17 protein-coding genes are annotated in these 21,165 nt (G+C 71.9%); 13 read left to right on the plus strand and 4 right to left on the minus strand.

The window, feature by feature from the left end; genetic code table 11:
- Positions 1–27: 27 nt before the first annotated feature.
- The 8 genes from ACYVKZ_RS09935 to holA all read left to right on the plus strand — a co-directional run bounded on the left by ACYVKZ_RS09935 (position 28) and on the right by holA (position 11,945).
- Positions 28–1,779, plus strand: a complete 1,752-nt coding sequence (locus ACYVKZ_RS09935; protein ID WP_460992030.1) for a glycerol-3-phosphate dehydrogenase/oxidase — start codon at positions 28–30, stop codon at positions 1,777–1,779.
- Positions 1,780–1,846: 67 nt separating this feature from the next.
- Positions 1,847–2,599, plus strand: coding sequence for an MIP/aquaporin family protein (locus ACYVKZ_RS09940; protein WP_307007780.1), 753 nt, complete (start codon positions 1,847–1,849; stop codon positions 2,597–2,599).
- Positions 2,600–2,645: 46 nt separating this feature from the next.
- Positions 2,646–4,181 (plus strand): glycerol kinase GlpK, encoded by a 1,536-nt coding sequence (gene glpK, locus ACYVKZ_RS09945; protein ID WP_460992033.1) that lies wholly within the window; start codon positions 2,646–2,648, stop codon positions 4,179–4,181.
- Between the two features lie 219 nt (positions 4,182–4,400).
- Complete coding sequence (leuS, locus tag ACYVKZ_RS09950; protein WP_460992035.1) at positions 4,401–6,914, plus strand: leucine--tRNA ligase; 2,514 nt, start codon at positions 4,401–4,403, stop codon at positions 6,912–6,914.
- A 133-nt stretch (positions 6,915–7,047) separates the two neighbouring features.
- The gene (locus tag ACYVKZ_RS09955) at positions 7,048–7,926 is read left to right on the plus strand and encodes a DegV family protein (protein ID WP_460992037.1); all 879 of its coding nucleotides are present in this window, start codon (positions 7,048–7,050) and stop codon (positions 7,924–7,926) included.
- A 116-nt stretch (positions 7,927–8,042) separates the two neighbouring features.
- On the plus strand, positions 8,043–9,011 hold the full coding sequence (locus ACYVKZ_RS09960) for a helix-hairpin-helix domain-containing protein (protein ID WP_460992039.1): 969 nt from the start codon (positions 8,043–8,045) through the stop codon (positions 9,009–9,011).
- Positions 9,008–10,873, plus strand: coding sequence for a ComEC/Rec2 family competence protein (locus ACYVKZ_RS09965; protein ID WP_460992041.1), 1,866 nt, complete (start codon positions 9,008–9,010; stop codon positions 10,871–10,873). Before ACYVKZ_RS09960 ends, ACYVKZ_RS09965 begins: the two co-directional genes overlap by 4 nt.
- A 31-nt stretch (positions 10,874–10,904) precedes the next feature.
- Positions 10,905–11,945, plus strand: coding sequence for a DNA polymerase III subunit delta (gene holA, locus ACYVKZ_RS09970; protein WP_460992043.1), 1,041 nt, complete (start codon positions 10,905–10,907; stop codon positions 11,943–11,945).
- Positions 11,946–12,051: 106 nt separating this feature from the next.
- On the opposite strand, the gene rpsT is transcribed toward holA, so the two are convergent.
- The gene (gene rpsT / locus ACYVKZ_RS09975) at positions 12,052–12,315 is read right to left on the minus strand and encodes a 30S ribosomal protein S20 (RefSeq protein WP_460992045.1); all 264 of its coding nucleotides are present in this window, start codon (positions 12,313–12,315) and stop codon (positions 12,052–12,054) included.
- 268 nt (positions 12,316–12,583) lie between these two features.
- On the opposite strand from rpsT, the gene lepA reads away from it, so the two are divergent.
- Positions 12,584–14,437 carry a translation elongation factor 4 gene (gene lepA / locus ACYVKZ_RS09980; RefSeq protein ID WP_460992047.1) on the plus strand — a complete coding sequence of 618 codons (1,854 nt, stop codon included), beginning with the start codon at positions 12,584–12,586 and terminating at the stop codon, positions 14,435–14,437.
- Positions 14,437–15,687 carry a radical SAM family heme chaperone HemW gene (gene hemW, locus ACYVKZ_RS09985; protein ID WP_460992049.1) on the plus strand — a complete coding sequence of 417 codons (1,251 nt, stop codon included), beginning with the start codon at positions 14,437–14,439 and terminating at the stop codon, positions 15,685–15,687. Before lepA ends, hemW begins: the two co-directional genes overlap by 1 nt.
- Before the next feature lie 27 nt (positions 15,688–15,714).
- On the opposite strand, the gene ACYVKZ_RS09990 is transcribed toward hemW, so the two are convergent.
- Positions 15,715–16,116 (minus strand): DUF4870 domain-containing protein, encoded by a 402-nt coding sequence (locus ACYVKZ_RS09990; RefSeq protein WP_307007760.1) that lies wholly within the window; start codon positions 16,114–16,116, stop codon positions 15,715–15,717.
- A gap of 93 nt (positions 16,117–16,209) precedes the next feature.
- Positions 16,210–17,061: a DUF3097 domain-containing protein gene (locus ACYVKZ_RS09995; RefSeq protein ID WP_460992052.1), complete on the minus strand. Its 852-nt coding sequence runs from the start codon at positions 17,059–17,061 to the stop codon at positions 16,210–16,212.
- Positions 17,062–17,229: 168 nt separating this feature from the next.
- On the opposite strand from ACYVKZ_RS09995, the gene hrcA reads away from it, so the two are divergent.
- Genes hrcA through ACYVKZ_RS10010 form a run of 3 tightly spaced genes read left to right on the plus strand, consistent with a single transcriptional unit; the run spans position 17,230 to position 20,179 of the window.
- A complete protein-coding gene (gene hrcA, locus ACYVKZ_RS10000) occupies positions 17,230–18,246 on the plus strand; it encodes a heat-inducible transcriptional repressor HrcA (RefSeq protein ID WP_460992054.1) in 1,017 nt (338 codons plus the stop codon).
- A 14-nt stretch (positions 18,247–18,260) separates the two neighbouring features.
- Positions 18,261–19,388: a molecular chaperone DnaJ gene (dnaJ, locus tag ACYVKZ_RS10005; RefSeq protein ID WP_307007757.1), complete on the plus strand. Its 1,128-nt coding sequence runs from the start codon at positions 18,261–18,263 to the stop codon at positions 19,386–19,388.
- Between the two features lie 2 nt (positions 19,389–19,390).
- Entirely contained in the window at positions 19,391–20,179 is a 789-nt protein-coding gene (locus ACYVKZ_RS10010) for a 16S rRNA (uracil(1498)-N(3))-methyltransferase (protein ID WP_460992056.1), read from the plus strand.
- On the opposite strand, the gene ACYVKZ_RS10015 is transcribed toward ACYVKZ_RS10010, so the two are convergent.
- Positions 20,176–21,126, minus strand: coding sequence for a GerMN domain-containing protein (locus ACYVKZ_RS10015; RefSeq protein WP_460992058.1), 951 nt, complete (start codon positions 21,124–21,126; stop codon positions 20,176–20,178). The genes ACYVKZ_RS10010 and ACYVKZ_RS10015 overlap by 4 nt on opposite strands.
- Positions 21,127–21,165: the final 39 nt, after the last annotated feature.

A 21,165-nucleotide genomic window follows, 5' to 3' on the forward strand; every position in this document is an offset into this window, starting at 1 on the left:
CGCACAACCTAGGCCAAGGAGGTCCACGTGCCCCAGAACCCCAACCCCGCCCAGCCCGCCCCCCGCACGGGGGTCGCGTCGCTCAAGGCAAGGCCCCACGCGAAGGTCCTGATCATCGGCGGCGGCATCAACGGCGTCGGCACCTTCCGCGATCTCGCCCTCCAGGGCGTCGACGTGGCCCTGGTCGAGCGCGGCGACTACTGCGACGGGGCCTCCGGCGCCTCGTCGCACATGATCCACGGCGGGATCCGCTACCTGGAGAACGGCGAGTTCCGGCTCGTCAACGAGTCCGTGGTGGAGCGCAACCGGCTCCTGCGGATCGCCCCGCACTACGTCAAGCCGCTGCAGACCACGATCCCGATCTTCTCGACCTTCTCCGGCATCCTCAACGCCCCGCTGCGCTTCCTCACCCACCGCTCCGGGAAGCCGCAGGAGCGCGGCGCCGTCCTGATCAAGCTCGGGCTGAGCCTCTACGACGCCTTCTCCCGCAACGGCGGCACGGTCCCGCGCCACCGCTTCCTCGGACGCCGCAAGGCCCTCGCCGAGCTCCCGCTGCTGCGTCCCGACCTGAGGTACACCGCCACCTACTTCGACGCCTCCGTCCACAACCCCGAGCGGCTGACCCTCGACGTGCTGCGTGACGGGCTCGCAGCCGGTCCCCAGGCGCGCGCCACCAACTACGTCTCCGCCGTGGGCGTCGCCGGGGGCAAGGCAGCGCACGACGGCGCGGCGGTGCGGCTCCGCGACGAGCTCACCGGGGAGGAGTTCGACTTCAGCGCCGACGTCGTGGTCAACACCACCGGCGCCTGGGTCGACGAGACCAACGGCTCCTTCGGCGCACCCACCCGGTTCATGGGCGGAACGAAGGGCTCACACATCGTCCTCGACCACCCCGAGCTGCTCAGGGCCTGCGCGGGCCGCGAGATCTTCTTCGAGCACAGTGACGGGCGCATCGTCCTCATCTACCCGATGGGCGACCGGGTCCTCGTGGGCACCACCGACATCGATGCGGGCGACGACCTCACGCCCACGTGCACGGACGAGGAGATCGCCTACTTCTTCGACCTCATCCACCACGTCTTCCCCACGATCGAGGCGGGGAAGGAGAGCATCGTCTACACGTTCTCCGGAGTCCGCCCGCTCCCGCGGCACGACGACACCGCGCCGGGGTTCGTCTCGCGCGACTACCGGATCGAGCGGGCCCCCCTGCCGGGCGGCTCGGGCCAGACCATGCTCAGCCTCGTGGGCGGCAAGTGGACCACCTTCCGGGCGCTCTCCGAGCACCTCGCTGACGAGGTCCTCGGCCTCCTCGGCAGCACCCGCAAGGTCAGCACCGGCGAGCTGCCGATCGGCGGCGGACAGGGCTTCCCGTCCACGCCGGAGGCGACCGAGCGCTGGCTCAAGGCCCACACCGGCGGGGAGATCGACGCGGCGCGCGCCGAGGTCCTCCTCGCCCGTTATGGAACGCGTGCTTCGGAAGTCATTGAATTCCTCCGCGCGGGGGAGGACAGTCTGCTTCAGAGCACCAAGGAGTTGAGCGTCCGCGAGCTGGAGTGGATGGCGCTGCACGAGCAGGTGGGGCACGCCATCGACATCCTCATCCGCCGCACCTCCCTGGCCTTCCGGGGACTGGTGACGGCCGAGCTCATCGACGAGGTGGCCGGCCACTGCGCCGTCTTCCTCGGCTGGGATGCGCAGCACACCCGGCGGGAGGTCGAGCGGGCTGTTGGCACGCTGGCCGACCGCCACCGCGTGGACGTCGACCACCTGGTCGCCTGAGGCGCATCGCACCATGCCCCGGGCCGCCCGGCCCGGGGCAACACCTGAATACCGCAAGGAGTCAAAGATGTCTCTAGGGATCGTCTTCTTGTCCGAAGTGCTCGGCACCGGGATGCTCACCCTCCTCGGCTGCGGCGTCGTGGCCAACGTCGCGCTGAAGGGCACGAAGGGGAACGCCGCCGGCTTCCTGATGGTGACGTGGGGATGGGGAATCGCCGTGTTCTCCGGCGTCTATATCGCCGCGAAGTCCGGGGCACACCTGAACCCCGCCGTCACCCTCGGCCTGCTGCTCAACGGCAAGGCCGAGTACGCCCCCGGGGTCAAGGTCGACGTCGCCTCGACCCTGACCTACTTCGGCGGCGAGCTGCTCGGGGCGTTCCTCGGCGCCGTGGTGTGCTGGCTCGCCTACAAGCAGCACTTCGACCATGAGGCAGACCCGGCCAACAAGCTCGGCACCTTCTCCACCGGCCCGGCCATCCGCAGCAAGGGCTGGAACCTCATCACCGAGATCATCGGCACGTTCGTGCTCGTCGAGGTCATCCTCTCCTTCGGGGGGACCCCGTCCGGGCTCGGCCCGCTGGCCGTCGCCCTCCTCGTGGTCGGCATCGGCGTCTCGCTCGGCGGCCCGACCGGCTACGCCATCAACCCCGCCCGCGACCTGGGGCCCCGCATCGCCCACGCCCTCCTGCCGATCAAGGGGAAGGGCTCGAGCGACTGGGCCTACGCCTGGGTCCCCGTGGCCGGACCGCTCCTCGGCGGCGCCCTCGCCGGCCTGTTCGCCCGCATCATCCCCGACATCTTCGCGGCCGTCGCGAAGTAGCAGCCCACAGCACCCGTCACTGCAGACTCATCCAAAGGAGCCATGAATGTCTGATCAGGCGCAGAGCGCACAGCAGTACGTCATCGCGATCGACCAGGGGACCACGAGCACCCGGGCCATCGTCTTCGACCATTCGGGGTCGATCGTCTCCACCGGCCAGCTCGAGCACGAGCAGATCTTCCCCCAGGCCGGGTGGGTCGAGCACAACCCGAAGGAGATCTGGGGCAACACCCGCGAGGTGATCGGCCAGGCGCTCTCGAAGGCGAACCTCACCCGCCACGACATCGCGGCCGTCGGCATCACCAACCAGCGCGAGACCGCGGTCGTCTGGGACAAGAACACGGGCGAGCCCGTGTACAACGCCATCGTGTGGCAGGACACCCGCACGCAGAGCATCGTCGACGAGCTCGCCAAGGACGGCGGCGTCGAGCGGTTCAAGCAGAAGGTCGGCCTGCCCCTGGCCACGTACTTCTCGGGCACCAAGATCAAGTGGATCCTCGACAACGTCGAGGGCGCCCGCGCCAAGGCCGAGGCCGGAGACCTCCTCTTCGGCAACACCGACGCGTGGGTCCTGTGGAACCTCACGGGCGGCACCGACGGCGGCGTGCACGCCACGGACGTCACCAACGCGTCCCGCACCATGTTCATGGACCTCGAGACCCTCAGCTGGGACCAGGGGATCCTGGACGCGTTCGGGGTGCCCGCCTCGATGATGCCCGCCATCAAGTCCTCGTCCGAGACCTACGGCACCGTGCACGGCTCGCAGCTGCTGAGGGAGACCCCGGTTGCGGGCATCCTCGGCGACCAGCAGGCCGCCACGTTCGGCCAGGCCGCGTTCGACACCGGCGAGGCCAAGAGCACGTACGGCACCGGCAGCTTCCTGATCTTCAACACGGGCGAGGAGATCGTCCACTCGAAGAACGGCCTGCTCACCACGGTCGGCTACAAGCTCGGCGACGCGGCTCCGCACTACGCGCTCGAGGGCTCGATCGCCGTCACCGGCTCGCTCATCCAGTGGCTGCGCGACAACCTCGGGATGATCGGCAGCGCCCCCGAGGTGGAGACCCTGGCCAAGTCGGTCGAGGACAACGGCGGCGTCTACATCGTGCCCGCGTTCTCGGGGCTCTTCGCCCCGTACTGGCGCCCGGACGCCCGCGGGGCCATCGTGGGCCTCACCCGGTACGTCAACAAGGGCCACATCGCCCGCGCCGCCCTCGAGGCGACCGCGTTCCAGACCCGCGAGGTGCTCGACGCCGTCAACGCCGACTCCGGGGTCCCCCTGGCCGAGCTCAAGGTCGACGGCGGCATGGTCGCCAACGATGCGCTCATGCAGTTCCAGGCGGACATCCTCGGCGTGGACGTGGTGCGCCCCAAGGTGATCGAGACCACCGCGCTCGGCGCGGCGTACGCCGCAGGCCTCGCGGTCGGGTACTGGAAGGACCTCGGGGAATGCTCCGCGAACTGGGGCGAGGACAAGCGCTGGAGCCCGCAGATGGACTCTGCCGAGCGCGACCGCCAGATGCGGCTGTGGAAGAAGGCCGTCTCCAAGTCGATGGACTGGGTGGACGCCGACGTGAAGTAGCCCGGCGGCACCGCAGCAGCGGCGCGCGGCGGCCCCCGCCGTCGTGCGCCGCGCCTGCGGTAGCATGGCTAGCATGCGCGGCGTCCTCCTGCTTCGATAGCCGCTTGCAGCGCGGATCCCGTGGGGGATCCGCATGCAGCAAGCGGCCGCCCCTCCCTGTGCGAGGGGCTTTTGTGTGTCAGGGGAAGGATGCAGGCGGACGCCTGGACGAAGAGAGACGTGGAGAGAAATACGGTGAGCGAAGAGCAGGTCGCTGAACAGTCGGCAGGGGCGGCATACAGCTTCGCCGCGATCGAGGCCAGGTGGCCCGCGGTGTGGGACGAGCTGGGGGTGTTCACCCCCAAGGACGACGGCAGCCGCGAGCGCCGCTACGTGCTCGACATGTTCCCGTACCCGTCCGGCGACCTCCACATGGGCCACGCCGAGGCCTTCGCGATGGGCGACGTCGTGGCGCGCTACTGGCGCCTCAGGGGCTACGACGTGCTGCACCCGATCGGGTGGGACTCCTTCGGCCTGCCCGCCGAGAACGCTGCGATCAAGCGCAACACCCACCCGGCCGAGTGGACGTACAAGAACATCGAGACCCAGGCCGCCTCGTTCAAGCGGTATGCGCTCAGCCTCGACTGGTCGCGCCGCCTGCACACCTCCGATCCCGAGTACTACCGGTGGACCCAGTGGCTGTTCCTGCGCTTCTACGAGCGCGGACTGGCCTACCGCAAGAACCATCCGGTGAACTGGTGCCCCAAGGACCAGACCGTCCTGGCGAACGAGCAGGTCGTCAACGGCGCGTGCGAGCGCTGCGGCACCCCGGTGACGAAGAAGTCCCTCAACCAGTGGTACTTCAAGATCACCGACTACGCCGACCGGCTGCTCGAGGACATGGCCGAGCTCGAGGGCCACTGGCCCGAGCGCGTCCTCGCCATGCAGCGCAACTGGATCGGCCGGTCCGAGGGCGCGCACGTGCGGTTCGCCATCGAGGCCGCCGCCGGCCGGCCGGAGCGCGAGGTCACCGTCTTCACGACCCGGCCCGACACGCTCTACGGGGCCACGTTCTTCGTCGTCGCGGCGGACGCCGACCTCGCCGGCGAACTCGTCGCTGCGGAGCAGGCGCAGGCGCTCGCCGACTACCAGGACCGGGTCAAGGCGCTGAGCGAGATCGAGCGGCAGAACACCGACCGAGAGAAGACCGGGGTCTTCCTCGGCCGCTACGCCGTCAACCCCCTCAGCGGCGAGAAGCTGCCGGTGTGGGCCGCCGACTACGTCCTGGCCGACTACGGCACGGGCGCGATCATGGCCGTACCGGCCCACGACCAGCGCGACCTCGACTTCGCCAAGGCCTTCGGGCTGCCAGTCCGGGCCGTGCTCGACACCGGCGAGGACGACCCCGCCGTCACCGGCGTCGCGACGAGCGGCGAGGGCACGATCATCAATTCCGGCCCGCTGGACGGCCTGTCGAAGGCCGAGGGCATCGCCAAGGCCATCGAGGTGGTCGAGGCCGCCGGCACGGGCGAGGGCACGGTCAACTACCGGCTGCGCGACTGGCTGCTGTCCCGCCAGCGGTTCTGGGGTGCACCGATCCCGATCATCCACTGCCCGGCGTGTGGCGAGGTCCCGGTCCCGGACGACCAGCTGCCCGTACGGCTTCCGGACAACCTCCGCGGCGAGCAGCTCGCGCCCAAGGGCACCTCCCCGCTCGCGTCCGCCGAGGACTGGGTCAACGTCACGTGCCCCTCCTGCGGCGGCGCCGCCCTCCGCGACACCGACACCATGGACACGTTCGTCGACTCGTCCTGGTACTATCTGCGCTACCTCTCGCCCGACTACACCGAGGGCCCGTTCGACCCCGAGGCCGCGCGGCGCTGGATGCCCGTGGCCCAGTACGTGGGCGGGGTCGAGCATGCGATCCTGCACCTTCTGTACAGCCGCTTCTTCACCAAGGTCATGAAGGACATGGGCCTCCTCGACGCGGACGAGCCGTTCGCGGCCCTCATGAACCAGGGCCAGGTGCTTAACGGCGGCAAGGCGATGAGCAAGTCCCTCGGCAACGGCGTGGACCTCGGCGAGCAGCTGAACACGTTCGGCGTCGACGCCGTCCGCCTCACCATGGTGTTCGCATCCCCGCCCGAGGACGACGTCGACTGGGCCGACGTCTCCCCATCCGGCTCTGCGAAGTTCCTGGCCCGTGCGTGGCGCCTGGGCCAGGACGTGACCAGCGCCCCGGGGGCGGATCCCGCGACGGGTGACCGGTCGCTGCGCGCCGTCACGCACCGGACGATCGCCGACGCCACCGAGCTCCTGGACGCGCACAAGTTCAATGTGGTGGTCGCCAAGGCCATGGAGCTCGTCAACGCCACGCGCAAGGCAATCGACTCCGGCCCCGGAGGCGCCGATCCCGCCGTGCGCGAAGCGGTCGAGGCCGTGGCGATCATGCTCAGCCTCTTCGCGCCGTACACCGCCGAGGACCTCTGGGCGGCCCTGGGCCACGAGCCCTCGGTCTCGAACGCGTCCTGGCCCCAGCACGACCCGTCGCTCCTGGTCGAGGACACCGTGACCGCCGTGGTCCAGGTCCAGGGCAAGGTGCGGGACCGCCTCGAGGTCTCCGTGGACATCTCGGAGGAGGACCTGCGCGAGCTCGCCCTCGCCTCGCCCAACGTCCAGCGGGTCCTCGACGGCCGCGGCATCCGGACCGTGGTCGTGCGGGCGCCCAAGCTGGTCAACGTCGTCCCCGCCTGACCGGTGACGCCGCGTGGCTGAGGGACAGGCACAGGAACTCCCTGCGATCGCCTGGCTTCGGCGGCGGTGGGGCAGGCTCCGCCAGGGGCCTGCCCCGGCCGCCCCGCCGGCGCCTCGGCCGCGCGTCGCCGTCGTGACCGATTCCTCGGCCGCGCTGCCCCCCGCGTGGACGGAGGAGTTCGAGCGGGCGGGGTGCTTCGCCTGCATCGTCCTGCCGGTCATGGCCGGCGAGGAGATCTTCACCGAAGGCGAGGACGTCGACACGGCCCTCGGCCTGGCCCTCGCCGCTGGCCGGCAGGTGCGCACGTCGCGGCCCGCGCCGGGCCAGTTCGAGCGGGCCTACCGGGCCTTCGAGCAGGCGGGCTTCGACGCCGTCCTCTCGCTGCACCTCTCCGGGAAGCTCTCCGGGACGGCCGACGCCGCGCGGATCGCCTCGGCGCGCGTCGGCATCCCCGTGGCGGTGGTCGATTCGCGCACCGCGGGCATGGCCCTCGGCTTCTCCGTCCGGGCGGCGGTGCTCTCGGCGGCCACCGGTGCCGGTCCCGACGCTGTGCTGCAGGCCGCCGAGGACATGCTCGCCGGGGCGGAGGTCCTCTTCTACGTGCCGAGCCTCGAGCAGCTGCGCCGCGGGGGCCGCATCGGGGCAGCGGCCTCTCTGGTGGGGACGGTGCTCTCCATCAAGCCCATCCTCACCCTGCGCGACGGGCTGATCGTTCCCCTCGAGCGCATCCGCTCGGCGCCCCGGGCTGTGTCCAGGCTGCGGGAGCTCGCGGTCGCCCGCGCGGCCGCCCACGTTCCCCCGGTCCTCGCCGTCCACTACTTCGGCAACAGGCCCGAGGCGGACGGCTTCGCTGCGGCGCTGGCCGCAGACCTCGGCGTGGCCCCGGACTCCGTGGTGGTCTCCGCGATGCCGGCGGTCCTCGCCGCGCACACCGGGCTCGGGGTGCTGGCCGTGGTCATTGCTGGCCCCGAGGGGCCCGACGCCGCTCCTGCCGGCCCGGCACCTCGCTAGCCCGCCGCGGCGGGCTGGGCGGGCACTCGTCCTCCACACAGGGGCTGCCGCGCGAGTCGTCCACATAGGAGGGCCCTGCCCCATGGTCTCCGAGGCCTGATGGCAGCGTGGAGACCGTGGGCAGACGGGGGAGGGGAACCGGTGGGCGGCGGGCGGCCGCCCACCGCTGGGACGCGCTCTTCCCTCCCGACGATTCCCCGCCCGGCCTCCTCGACGTCGACCTGTCCGAGCACGGCGCTGGCCTGGCCGAGCGCGTCGGGGACGCGGCCGAGACCGGCCCCGCGTGCGACCCCGCCGATGGGGAGGACACCAGCGATGGGGAGGACACCGGGCTGGCGGATGGGCCGGGCCGCAGGCCTCGGAGAGACGGCCCGAGGCTCGCCGTCTCGGCGCGGCTCGGCGCGGTCCTCGCGGCGCTCCTCGCCGCGGTGTGCGCCGGCTGGTGGGGTATCGCGCACGGGGCCGCGCCCACCGCCGCCCCGGTCGACGCGCCACCCGTGCGTGCCGGGGGCGCGGGCTCCCAGGCTCCAGGCCACCCGACGTCATCGGGATCTCCGGCGCCGCCGCTGGTCGACAGCCCCACGGTCGACGGCCCCGCCGTGGGCCCCACGGTGCACGTCGCGGGGGCAGTCGCTGCTCCGGGCGTCTACCGCCTGGCCCCGGGGGCGCGGGTGCACGACGCCATTGCCGCGGCCGGGGGCGCGAAGCCTGGCGCGGACCTCGACCGGCTGAACCTCGCAGCGCCGGTCGAGGACGGAACGCGCCTGAAGGTACCGCTCCCCGGCGAACCCGGGGAAGACCAGGACGCCGGCGGCACCGCCGCCGGAGCACCGGGCGGCAGCGCGCCCCAGCGGGACGACGGCACTCCCGCGCCGGCAGGGGGCGGTCCCCGCAAGGTGAACATCAACACCGCGACGGCGGAGGACCTCGGAGTGCTTCCCCGGGTCGGACCCGTCCTTGCCCAGCGCATCGTCGACTACCGCGCGGCCCACGGGCGCTTCTCGGCCCCCGAGGACCTCGACGCCGTCAGCGGGATCGGGCCGAAGATGCTCGAGTCACTGCTGCCGCTGGTGACCGTCGGATGAGCGGCCGTCGCGGGGCCTGGGACCGCTACCGCATCGCCGCGGTCGAGGGCGCGGCGGGGGAGCGCGCGGCAGTCACGGCCGCCGCGCCGGACCGGCTCCGCACGCTCGCCTCGGGCTGGTGGAGCGTGGAGGCGGTACAGCCCGTGGCGGCGGCCGGCCGGTGGAGAGACCTCCGGCTCGTTCCCCTGGGGGCGGCGGGGTGGCTCGGCGCCGCGGTGGGACCGTTCGCACAGGCGGCCGGCATCCTCGTGGCGCTCCTTGCTGCGAGCCTCGTCTGCGCCGCGGCGGCGGCGACCGTGGCGTTCGGCTGCTGGAGGGCGCACTTCCGGAGGGACCGGCCCCGGCGCGGCGGCCCCCTGCGGCGCAGCCCTCAGCGGCGATCGCCGCAGGGCGGCCGGGACACGCCCGGCCGCCCCGGGCCCACCCCGGCTCGAGCGGCAGGTCTCGTGGTCCTCGCCGCGTGCTCAGCCCTGGCAGGCGCGGCAGGCCTTGCCGCGGCCGGAGGACACGGGGCAGCCGAGCGCGCCGGACCGGTGGGCGAGCTGCTGGCGCGCGGCGGCAGCACCGTGGCCACGGTCGAAGTCCGCGCGGAGCCCACGCCCCTGCGCGGTCCCAGCAGGTTCGGCACGGGACCGCGCTTCGGTGCCGAGGGACGGATCCTCCGGGCGACCGACGCCGGGCGCACCTTCGGGGCGTCGTCCGCGGTCCGACTCATCGGCGGGAGTGAGGTCGGGGGGCTCCGGCCGGGCACCACCGTCGAGGTGGCCGGACGCGTGGTCCCCGCGACCCAGCCGGGACGCCCGCCCCTGCTGAGCACCTCGTCCCGGCCGCGCGTCGTCGGCGGAGAGCCCGTGGGCCTGCTCGTGGGCGACGTCCGGGGAGCGCTCCGCGCCTCGAGCGCTTGGCTGTGGGAGGACGCGGCAGGGCTCCTGCCCGGCATGACCGTCGGGGACACGGCAGCGCTGCCGCAGGAGCTCGAGGACGCGATGCGGCAGGTCGGGCTGGGCCACCTCACTGCCGTGAGCGGGGCGAATTTCACGCTTCTGTCCGCCAGCGTGCTCCTGGCCCTGCGCGCCGCCCGCGCCCCGCGGCCGGTGGCCGCCGCCGCCAGCTGCGCGGTGCTCGCGGCGTTCGCCCTCGTGGTCGGGCCCGAGCCGAGCGTCCTCAGGGCGGCGGCCATGGGCGCCGTCGGGCTGATCGCGCTCATGAGCGGCCGCGCCGGGCGGAGCTGCTCCTCTCTGTCCGGCGCCGTGCTGGTCCTCGTCCTGCTCGAGCCGGACCTCGCCCTGAGCATGGGCTTCCTGCTCTCGGTGGCGGCCACGCTCGGGATCGCACTGCTCGGGGCGCCGCTCACCGGCATGCTCGCGGCGCGCCTGCCCACGTGGTTCGCCGTGGGCGTCGCCGTGCCCCTCTCGGCCCAGCTGATGTGCGGCCCCCTCATGGTGCTCATCCAGCCCTCCTTCCTGAGCCTGTCCCTCGTCGCCAACGTCGTGGTGGCCCCCATCGTCCCGCTCGTGACCGTGGCCGGGACGCTGGCCCTCGCCACATGCCCCTGGTGTCCGCCGATAGCGCTCGTCTGCACGGCGGTCGGCGGCGCCGCCGCCGAGTCCGTCGCCGCCGTCGCGCGCCTGCTCGCATCGCTCCCGGGCGCGGCCCTGCCCTGGCCGGAGGGCCCGATCGGAACGGCGGGGATGGCCGCTGTGTCCGCGGCGAACGCCGTGGTGCTGTGGGCTGCGCTCTCCCCGGGGCGACGGCGCGCGGGCCTCCTGCGCACGCGAGGGCTCGCAGCCGGCGCCCGTACGGCCGCAGCTGCCGCGTCCGGATTGGGCCGGGCGGCCCGACGTGGGAGAGTGGACGGGTGAAGTGCAGCAAGACCACCGCAGGGGGCCGCGCGTGACGCCCCCAGCCCGGACCGGCAGGTCCCAGGCGCCCAGGGGCTCCGCCGGCGCCAGGAGCGCGGGGACCGTCGACTGGCGCGACGCCGCGCCCGCCCCCGTGGTCCTGGTCACGGGCCCGGAGGACTACCTCGCAGCCCGGGCCATGGATTCGGTGCGGACCAAGGCCAGGGAGGCCGCCGGCGAGCTCGAAGTCACCCGGCTCGAGGCCGGCGCCTACACCGGCAATGAGCTGCTGATGGCGGCCTCTCCCTCCCTGTTCGGCGAGAGCAAGCTCATCGAGGTGCACGGCCTCGAATCCATGAGCGAGGAGTTCCTCCGCGACGGGCTCGCGTACACGTCGGCCCCGGAGCCGGACGTCGTCCTCGTGCTCCGGCACGGCGGCGGAACCCGGGGCAAGAAACTCCTCGACGCGGTCAAGGCCTCGGGTGCGCCCGTCGTCGACTGCCAGCCGCTGAAGAAGGACGCCGACAAGGCAGCATTCGTGCAGGCCGAGTTCCGCGGGTCGGGACGGCGGATCGAACGCGAGGCCGTGGACGCCCTCGTCGCCGCGGTGGGCAGCAGCCTCGCGGAGCTGGCGGCCGCATGCAGCCAGCTGATCCTCGACGCATCCTCTGCGGTCGACGCCGCGACGGTCGAGAAGTACTACGGCGGACGCGTCGAGGCCACGGCCTTCAAAGTCGCCGACGCCGCCCTCGCCGGCCAGAAGGCGAAGGCGCTCTCGGCCTTCCGGCACGCCCTCGAGACCGGCGTCGACCCGGTGCCGATGGTCGCGGCCATCGCCTCCAAGCTCAGGACGCTCGCCAAGGTCGCAGGGGCGCGCGGATCAGCCCAGGCCATCGCCCGGGAGCTCGGCATGCAGCCGTGGCTCGTCGAGCAGGCCCAGCGTGACATCCGAGGCTGGACGCCGCAGAGCCTCGCCACGGCGATCCGGGCGGTCGCAGAGGCCGACGCCGAGGTCAAGGGGCTCGCGCGCGATCCCGCCTATGCGGTCGAGCGCGCCCTCTCGACAGTGAGCTCGGCCGCCCGCGCCCGCTGAGCGGAACGGCCCGGCCCGGCCCGGCGCCCCGGGACCGGAGACCACGGACGACAGAAGGGGCCGGCATCCGTCACGGATGCCGGCCCCTTCCAGGAAGACCTGCAGGTCAGCCGATGCTGCCGAGCTTCTTCGCGATGCCCGACTTGCGGTTCGCGGCCTGGTTCTTGTGGATGACGCCCTTGCTCACGGCCTTGTCGAGCTTCTTGCTCGCGTAGGCCAGAGCGGAGACAGCGGCATCCTTGTCAGCGGAGGCGATCGCGCTGGTGACGGCGCGGATGGCCGTCTTCAGCTCCGACTTGACCGCCATGTTGCGCTGGCGGGCCTTCTCGTTGGTGAGAATGCGCTTCTTCTGGGACTTGATGTTTGCCACGTATGGAACTCTCTTGTTGATGCCAACAGGGTCTAGAGGGCGTTCGGACCGACCATCGACTGAGCGGCGTGGGGATGCCTATGGCAGCCGGTCGTCAGTGCCCGCCGACCTGCACGGACACACAGCAGACAATGCTAGCAGATTGGCCGCGTGCGCGGGGGATGCGCGCGCGCGAGCGGCGTGAGCACAGCCTATGGGAGACTAGGAAGTCAGCAAACCACCGTGGGCAACCACGCCTCGACCGTATTGACAGTGAGGACCGTTCACCGTGTCTCCCATGGCCCGCACAGCGCCCGTGCCCGCCGCGACCGATCCGTCGATCATCCGCAACTTCTGCATCATTGCGCACATCGACCACGGAAAGTCGACCCTCGCCGACCGGATGCTCCAGTTCACGGGAGTCGTGCAGCCGCGGGACATGAAGGCGCAGTACCTCGACCGGATGGACATCGAGCGCGAGCGCGGCATCACCATCAAGTCCCAGGCGGTCCGCATGCCGTGGGAGGTCGACGGCACGGCCTTCGCCCTGAACATGATCGACACGCCCGGGCACGTCGACTTCACCTACGAGGTCTCGCGCTCGCTCGCGGCCTGCGAGGGCGCGGTGCTCCTCGTCGACGCGGCCCAGGGGATCGAGGCTCAGACCCTCGCGAACCTGTACCTCGCGATGGAGAACGACCTCACCATCATCCCGGTGCTGAACAAGATCGACCTGCCCGCGGCCCAGCCCGAGAAGTACGCGGAGGAGCTCGCCAACCTCATCGGCGGCAACCCCGAGGACGTCCTGAAGGTCTCCGGCAAGACGGGCGTGGGAGTCGAGGGCCTCCTCGACCGGATCGTGCGGGACATCCCGGCGCCCGTGGGCGACGCGAAGGCCCCCGCCCGGGCGATGATCTTCGACTCCGTGTACGACACGTACCGCGGCGTCGTGACCTACGTGCGCGTCGTCGACGGCTCGCTGAGCCCGCGCGAGCGGATCCAGATGATGTCGACCAAGGCCAGCCACGAGCTGCTCGAGATCGGCGTCATCTCCCCGGAGCCGATCCCTTCCAAGGGCCTCGGCGTCGGCGAGGTGGGCTACCTCATCACCGGCGTCAAGGACGTGCGCCAGTCCAAGGTCGGCGACACGATCACGAACCTTTCCAAGCCGGCCGCGGAGTCCTTGGGGGGCTACGAGGACCCCAAGCCCATGGTCTTCTCCGGCCTCTATCCGCTGGACGGGTCCGACTACCCGGACCTGCGGGACGCGCTGGACAAGCTCAAGCTCAATGACGCCGCCCTCGTCTACGAGCCCGAGACGTCGGCCGCGCTGGGCTTCGGCTTCCGCGTCGGCTTCCTCGGCCTGCTGCACCTCGAGATCGTGCGCGAGCGCCTCGAGCGGGAGTTCAACCTCGACCTCATCTCCACGGCCCCCAACGTCATCTACGACGTGACCCTCGAGGACAAGTCGGTCGTGACCGTCACGAACCCGAGCGAGTTCCCCACGGGCAAGGTCCTCGAGGTCCGCGAGCCCATGGTCTCGGCGACCATCCTGGCCCCGAACGAGTTCGTGGGCGCCATCATGGAGCTGTGCCAGGGCCGGCGCGGCCAGATGAAGGGGATGGACTACCTCTCCGAGGACCGGGTGGAGCTGCGCTACTGGATCCCGCTGGCGGAGATCGTGTTCGACTTCTTCGACCAGCTCAAGTCCAAGACGCGCGGCTACGCCTCGCTCGACTGGAAGGCCGACGGCGACCAGGTCGCCGACCTCGTCAAGGTCGACATCCTCCTGCAGGGGGAGCAGGTCGACGCGTTCAGCGCCATCACGCACCGCGACAAGGCCTACGCGTACGGGACCATGATGACTGCGAAGCTGCGTGAGCTCATCCCGCGCCAGCAGTTCGAGGTGCCCATCCAGGCGGCCATCGGCTCGCGGATCATCGCCCGCGAGAACATCCGGGCCATCCGCAAGGACGTCCTCGCCAAGTGCTACGGCGGCGACATCACCCGCAAGCGCAAGCTCCTGGAGAAGCAGAAAGAGGGCAAGAAGCGCATGAAGATGGTCGGCCGCGTCGAGGTGCCCCAGGAGGCCTTCATCGCGGCGCTGACCACCGACGAGTCGAAGGACAAGGCGAAGAAGTAGTGCCCAGCACCCTTCCTCTGGGGGACCCGGCTCCGGCCGACGGCGTTCTGCCGCCCCAGGCGGCCGTCGCGGCGGGGGAGCGGGGCTTCTCGCTGTACGCCCACATCCCGTTCTGCGCCGTCCGGTGCGGATACTGCGACTTCAACACCTACACGGCCACGGAGCTCGGCGGCGGCGCCTCGCAGGCGAACTATGCCGCGACCGCCGTCTCGGAGGTGCGCTTCGCGGCAGCCGCGCTGGACGCCTCGGGCGTACCGCGCCGTCGTCTCTCCACGGTGTTCTTCGGCGGGGGCACCCCCACCCTCCTGCCCGCCGAGGACCTTGCCGCGGTCCTCGCGGCGGCCGTCGCTGAATGGGGGATCGAACCGGGGGCCGAGGTGACCACGGAGGCGAACCCGGACTCGGTCACGCCGGCCTCACTCCAGACCCTCGCCGAGGCCGGCTTCACCCGGGTCTCCTTCGGCATGCAGTCGGCCGTGCCCCACGTCCTCAAGGTCCTCGACCGCACCCACACCCCTTCCCGGGTGCCCGAGGCGGTCCGATGGGCCCGGGACGCGGGACTCGACGTGAGCCTGGACCTCATCTACGGCACCCCGGGCGAGTCGCGCGACGACTGGCGCGCGTCGCTGGACGCGGCGCTGGAGTGCGAGCCGGACCATGTGAGCGCCTATGCCCTGATCGTCGAGGAGGGGACGAAGCTCGCGGCCCAGATCCGCCGCGGCGGGGTCCCCGCGGTGGACGACGACGACCATGCCGAGAAGTACGAGCTGGCCGACGCGGTGCTCGGCAGCGCGGGCTTCCACTGGTACGAGGTCAGCAACTGGGCCCGCGGCGCGGCAGGCGGCGGCCAGCAGGGCGGCCGCTTCGAGTGCCGGCACAACCTCGCCTACTGGAACGGCGGCGACTGGTGGGGCATCGGCCCCGGGGCGCACTCCCACGTCGGCGGCGTCCGCTGGTGGAACGTCAAGCACCCCACCGCGTACGCGGGGCGGCTCGCACAGGGCCTCTCGCCGGCCGCGGGCCGGGAGACACTCGACGACGGCACCCGCCACGTGGAGCGCGTCCTCCTGATGGTCCGGCTCGCCTCGGGCCTGCCGACGTCCGATCTCGATGCCGAGGGCCGCGCGGCCGTGGCCGGCCTGATCGCCGACGGGCTCGTCGAGGGTCCAGCGGCGCTGCGGGGCCGGCTGGTCCTCACGCTGCGGGGCAGGCTCCTCGCCGACGCGGTCGTGCGCGCGCTGCTGCCCTGAGGAGGGCAGCAGCGTTCCCCTGATCGGTCACTTGATGAGGTGCAGGTTGTAGCGGTACTGGTACGGCTGCCCGCGGTTGACCTGGATGCCGGCCGTGACCGAGAACACGGTCAGCGCGATCCACAGCAGGGTCGCCAGGACCGAGAACACGCTCCCCACGAACGGGATGTACCCGAGCAGGTTGAGCAGGATCGCCGCGATCGTGGGCGGCAGGGTGAAGTTGAGGGCTTCCTTCGACTCCTGCGCGGTGAAGGGCCCGCGGTCCTTGAAGACGAGGTAGATCAGGAGCGACGGGACGAAGCCGAGGATGCCGCCGAAATGCGCGAGGGTCGCCCATTGCCGGTCCTCGGACGCCGTCAGCGGCGCGGGGACCGTGGCACCGTTGTCCTGTCCGGCGGTGCTGCGGGGGTCCTTCGGGTACTCGGCCACTGATGAATCCTTGCCTGTGGGTCCTTGCGGTCTTGACGCCCGCGGGGCCTTGCGGCCGCCGTGAGCAGTCCAAGGATATCCAAGGTTGCGCGCTCAGGCCGTCAGGAAGTCGATGACCTCTTCGACGCGGCCGAGCAGGGAAGGCTCGAGGTCGGCGTAGGTGCGCACGGCCCCGAGGAGCTTCTGCCAGCCGAGGCCCACGTCTTCCGCGGTGCCGTGCGGCCATCCGAACGCCTTGAGGATCCCGGTCTTCCAGTCCGTGCCGCGCGGCACGGTGGGCCACGCGGGGATGCCGAGCACCGAGGGCTTGATGGCCTGCCAGACGTCCACATAGGGGTGTCCCACGACGAGCACGTTCCCGGCAGCCCCCGGGACAGCCATGGCCTCGGCCACGATCCGCGACTCCTTCGAGCCCTCCACCAGGTGGTCGACGATGATCCCGAGCTTCCGGCCCGGCCCGGGCCCGAACGCTGCGACCGCCCCCGCGAGGTCGTCGACCCCGTGCAGGGGCTCGACGACGATCCCCTCGACGCGGAGGTCGTCTCCCCAGACCTTCTCCACGAGCTCGGCGTCGTGCTTGCCCTCCACCCAGACCCGGCTGGCCTTGGCCACCTGCGCCCGCAGGCCCTCGACGCGCACCGAGCCGGACGCGGTCCGTGCGGGGGCGGCGGGCTGGGTCCGGGGGGCCGGCGGCCCGACGCGGACGGGGCGGCCGTCGAGGAGGAAGCCGAACCCGAGCTGGAACGAGCGGGTGCGCCCGCGCCGGTCCTCGAGGCTCATGAGGTGCATGCCCCCGGACTTCTCCACGCGGACCACGGCACCGACCCATCCGCTCTCGGCGTCCTCGAGGACAAGCCCGAGCTCGGCGGGGACGAGGGGGAGTTCGGCACGGGACGGGCGGGCGAGGTCGGCCGGCCCCCAGGAGTCATAGCTGAGTCGGTCCACCCGCCGAATCCTACGGCGGACCGCGCCGCGCCACCCGGGGACGCGCCGTGGCCGAGCGCACAGCCCGGGGGGTTCCCGACGGGGGCGGTGGGCGTACTAGACTTAGCACTTGATCCCAGAGAGTGCTAAGCCGCGGGCACGCCGCCCGCCGTCGGAGCAGGAGGTGTGATGAACGAGCCCCGGAAGCTGGAGGTCCTGCGGGCGATTGTGGAGGACTACGTCCACTACCGCGAGCCCGTCGGGTCGAAAGCGCTCGTGGAACGCCACCGGCTCGGCGTCTCGAGCGCCACAATCCGCAACGACATGGCAGCCCTCGAGGACGACGGCCTCATCACGGCCCCCCACACGAGCGCGGGCCGCGTCCCGACCGACAAGGGCTACCGCGTCTTCGTGGACCACCTCTCCGCGGTGCGGCCGCTGTCCGCGGCGGAGAAGCAGGCGATCCAGACGCTCCTGGACGGGGCGGACGATCTGGACGATGTCCTCGAGCGCACGGTCAGGCTCCTGTCCCAGCTCACCAACCAGGTCGCCGTCGTGCAGTACCCGCAGCTGGGCCGGGCCAAGGTGCGCCACGTCGAAGCGGTGTCGATGGCCCCGCGCCAGGTGCTGCTCGTCCTCATCGCGGACACCGGCACGGTCGAGCAGCGCGTGCTCACCGTGGGCGAGGACGTCGACCGGGACAGGCTCGCCTACCTGAGGCAGCGATTCCTCGAGGGTCTGGCCGGCACCGCGGTCGCGAGGCTGGCCGCCGGCGCGGCGGAGGTCGTCGCCTCGCTCGCGCCCCAGGACCAGCGGCTGGGTGCCGAGCTGGCCTACGGCCTCGGCACCCTGGCCGAGGCCAGCCGTGAGGACCGGATGGTGATGGCCGGCACGGCCTACCTCGCCAGGTCCAACAGCGACTTCCTCCAGAGCATCTCGCCGGTGCTCGAGGCACTCGAGGAACAGGTCGTCCTGCTGCGGCTCCTCTCCGAGATGGCGAGCGATCCGCGCGGCGTCACGGTCACCATCGGGAGGGAGAACCCGTACATCGGCCTCGCCGAGACCTCCGTGGTGGCCACCGGGTACGGGCAGGACGACGGCCCGAAGCTCGGCATCCTCGGCCCCACACGCATGGACTATCCGGCCACGATGGCCGCAGTGCGGGCGGTCGCCCGCTACCTGTCGAAGATCATCGCCGGAAGCTGAGAAGAAAGAGAACTGTGAGCAGCCACTACGAAACCCTCGGCGTCCAGACCGATGCGACGCCCGAGGAGATCAAGAAGGCCTACAAGAAGCTGGCCCGCAAGCTCCACCCGGACATGAACCCAGGCGAAGACGCCGCGGACCGGTTCAAGGCGGTCACCCACGCCTACGAAGTCCTCTCGGACCCGCAGAAGCGCCGCGTCTATGACACGACGGGGAACGAGAACGGCACCGACAACGGCTTCTCCGGCGGCTACAACGGGGCGGGCTTCGCGTTCCAGGACATCTTCGAGACCTTCTTCGGCGGCGGCGCGGCCCAGTCCGGCCCCGCTTCGCGCGTGCGGCGCGGACAGGATGCGCTCATCGCCGTCCGGATCGAGCTCAAGGACGCGGTGTTCGGCGTCAACAAGAAGCTCGAGGTCGACACCGCGGTGGTCTGCACCCGCTGCGACGGCTCGTGCTGCGAGCCCGGGACCGAGCCGGTCCGCTGCGGCGTCTGCGGCGGCTCCGGCCACATCCAGCGGCCGGTCCGCTCGATCCTCGGCCAGGTCATGACGATGGCCACGTGCCCCACCTGCCAGGGGTTCGGCACCGAGATCCCCAGCCCGTGCAACGAGTGCGGCGGCGAGGGCCGCATCCGGAGCCGGCGCTCGCTCACCGTCAAGATCCCGGCGGGCGTGTCCACCGGCACGCGCATCCAGCTCGCCGGCCAGGGCGAGGCGGGAACGGCCGGCGGCCCGTCGGGCGACCTCTACGTGGAGATCCGGGTGGCCTCCCACCCGACGTTCACGCGCGAGGGCGATGACCTGCACGCCACGCTCAGCGTCCCGATGACCGCCGCCGCCCTCGGGTCCGAGATGACCTTGGAGACGTTCGACGGCGAGCAGGGGATCACGCTGCGGCCCGGAAGCCAGTCCGGCGATGTGGTGACCCTGCACGACCTCGGCGTGGCCCGGCTGCGCGGCGCAGGCCGCGGAGACCTCCTCGTGCACGTCAGGGTCGAGACGCCCACGAAGCTCGACGCGGAGCAGGAGGAGCTCCTGCGCCAGTTCGCCAAGCTGCGCGGCGAGCAGGTCGGCGAGGGCAAGCTCGTCGGCAGCGGCGGCATGTTCGCCAAGCTCCGCGACAAGTTCGGCAACCTCTGACGATGTCCCGGCCGCTCTTCTACGTCGCCCCCGGCGCGCTCGACGGCAAAGCCCCCGGAGGCACCATGACGGTCGACGGGGCGGAGGGACGGCACGCCGTCGCCGTCCGGCGGCTGGGCGTCGGGGAGGGCGTCGACGTCTCCGACGGCGCCGGGACGCGCGCCGTCGGCACGGTCAGCAGGGCCGAGGGCTCAGTGCTCGAGGCCGTCATCGACTCTGTCGTGCACGAGGCGCGCCCCCCGTTCCGGCTCGTCCTCGTCCAGGCGCTGGCGAAGGGCGATCGGGACGAGCTCGCCGCGGAGACGGCGACCGAGCTCGGCGTGGACGAGGTCGTCCCGTGGCAGGCCGAGCGCTCGATCGTGCGCTGGAAGGGCGAACGGGCCGAGAAGGCGCTCGCGAAGTGGCGCTCTGTGGTCCTCGCCGCAGCCAAGCAGGCCCGCCGAGCCTGGGTGCCGGCGGTGGAGCCCGCGGTCGACGACGCCCGCCTCGCCGAGCGCATCGCCCAGGCGCGGCTCGCCGTCGTGCTCCATGAGGAGGCGAGCGAATCGCTCGCCGGCATCCTGCGCGGTGTGGCGCCCGTGGACGGCGTGGCCTCAGGGGAGGGCGAGATCCTGTTCATCGTCGGCCCCGAGGGTGGAATCAGCCCGGCCGAACTCGAGCGCTTCGTACAGGCGGGGGCGCGCCTGGCGCTGCTGGGCCCCCACGTGCTGCGGTCCTCGACCGCCGGGCCGGCCGCACTCGCCCTCGCCGGCGAACGTCTGGGCCGGTGGGGGACCCGGGACGGCCGCTAGCCCGTGATGGTGAAGGACTTGGAGTCCCAGGCGGCGGTGCTCGAGGCGGCCGACGGCGAGGCGTCGTCCGCTGGCAGGATCCGCACCTCGTAGTCGCCGGGCGGCAGGTTGACCGAGAAGGTGAACTCGCCGACGTGCCCGGGCTCGTGGCCCGAGGTGATGTTCCCGCTGACGTACACCGACCGGTTCCCCTGGGCGTCGTGCCGCAGGACCTGCCACGCGAAGGGCTTGTCCGGCTGGGTCGCCCTGCCGAAGACCTTGAGCGCGCCCTTGAGCTGGGCGCCCTCCTGCGGGTCGATGATCCACACCGGCGCGATCATCGAGGGGTCACGCTGCATGAGCTGCCCCAGCTGGACACGCGAGAAGGCGAGCTGCGAGGTCCGGCCGTCGACCAGGAGCATGACCGAGATCGGCTGGCCGGCGTCCACCAGTCCCGAGCTCGCCGCCGCAGCCGTCGCGGTGTAGACCAGCTGCTGGACCGCGAGCTGGGCCGTCGGCTCGTCCACGCCCGTGTTGAAGGCGTCGTCCGAGACATCGACCGTGATGTAGTTCCGCCCCGAGACGGATGCGGCGAGCTTCTTGGGCGACTGCCAGGGCGTGAAGTAGTGGGGGTCGAGCGGCTTCTGCGACATCATGATCCGCAGGGCCGTCGCGATGGGGTTGTCCCGGGAGTCTGCGTCGCGGAACTCCCGGTACAGGTAGACGCCGTCCCGCGCCCGGCCCAGCCAGTACACCGGGGCCTTGGCCGAGGTCTGGGACGTCTCGAGAGGGGCCGAGGCCTGCGTCATCCCGCTGCTGGGCCCGGCGGTCGACCCCGCGGCGATGCTCGGCTGGGGTGTGCCCGCGGCCGTGCATCCGGCGAGGGGGAGGCCCGCGGCGAGGAGGGCGGCAGCGAGGGTCCGCGCGCCGCGTCGGCGCCGGCTCCCCAGCCCAGCTCGAAGTGCCATCGCTTCCTTCGCAGATCGGTCCGTGCCCCTCCGGCGGGG

This window comes from Sinomonas soli, from assembly GCF_054782415.1.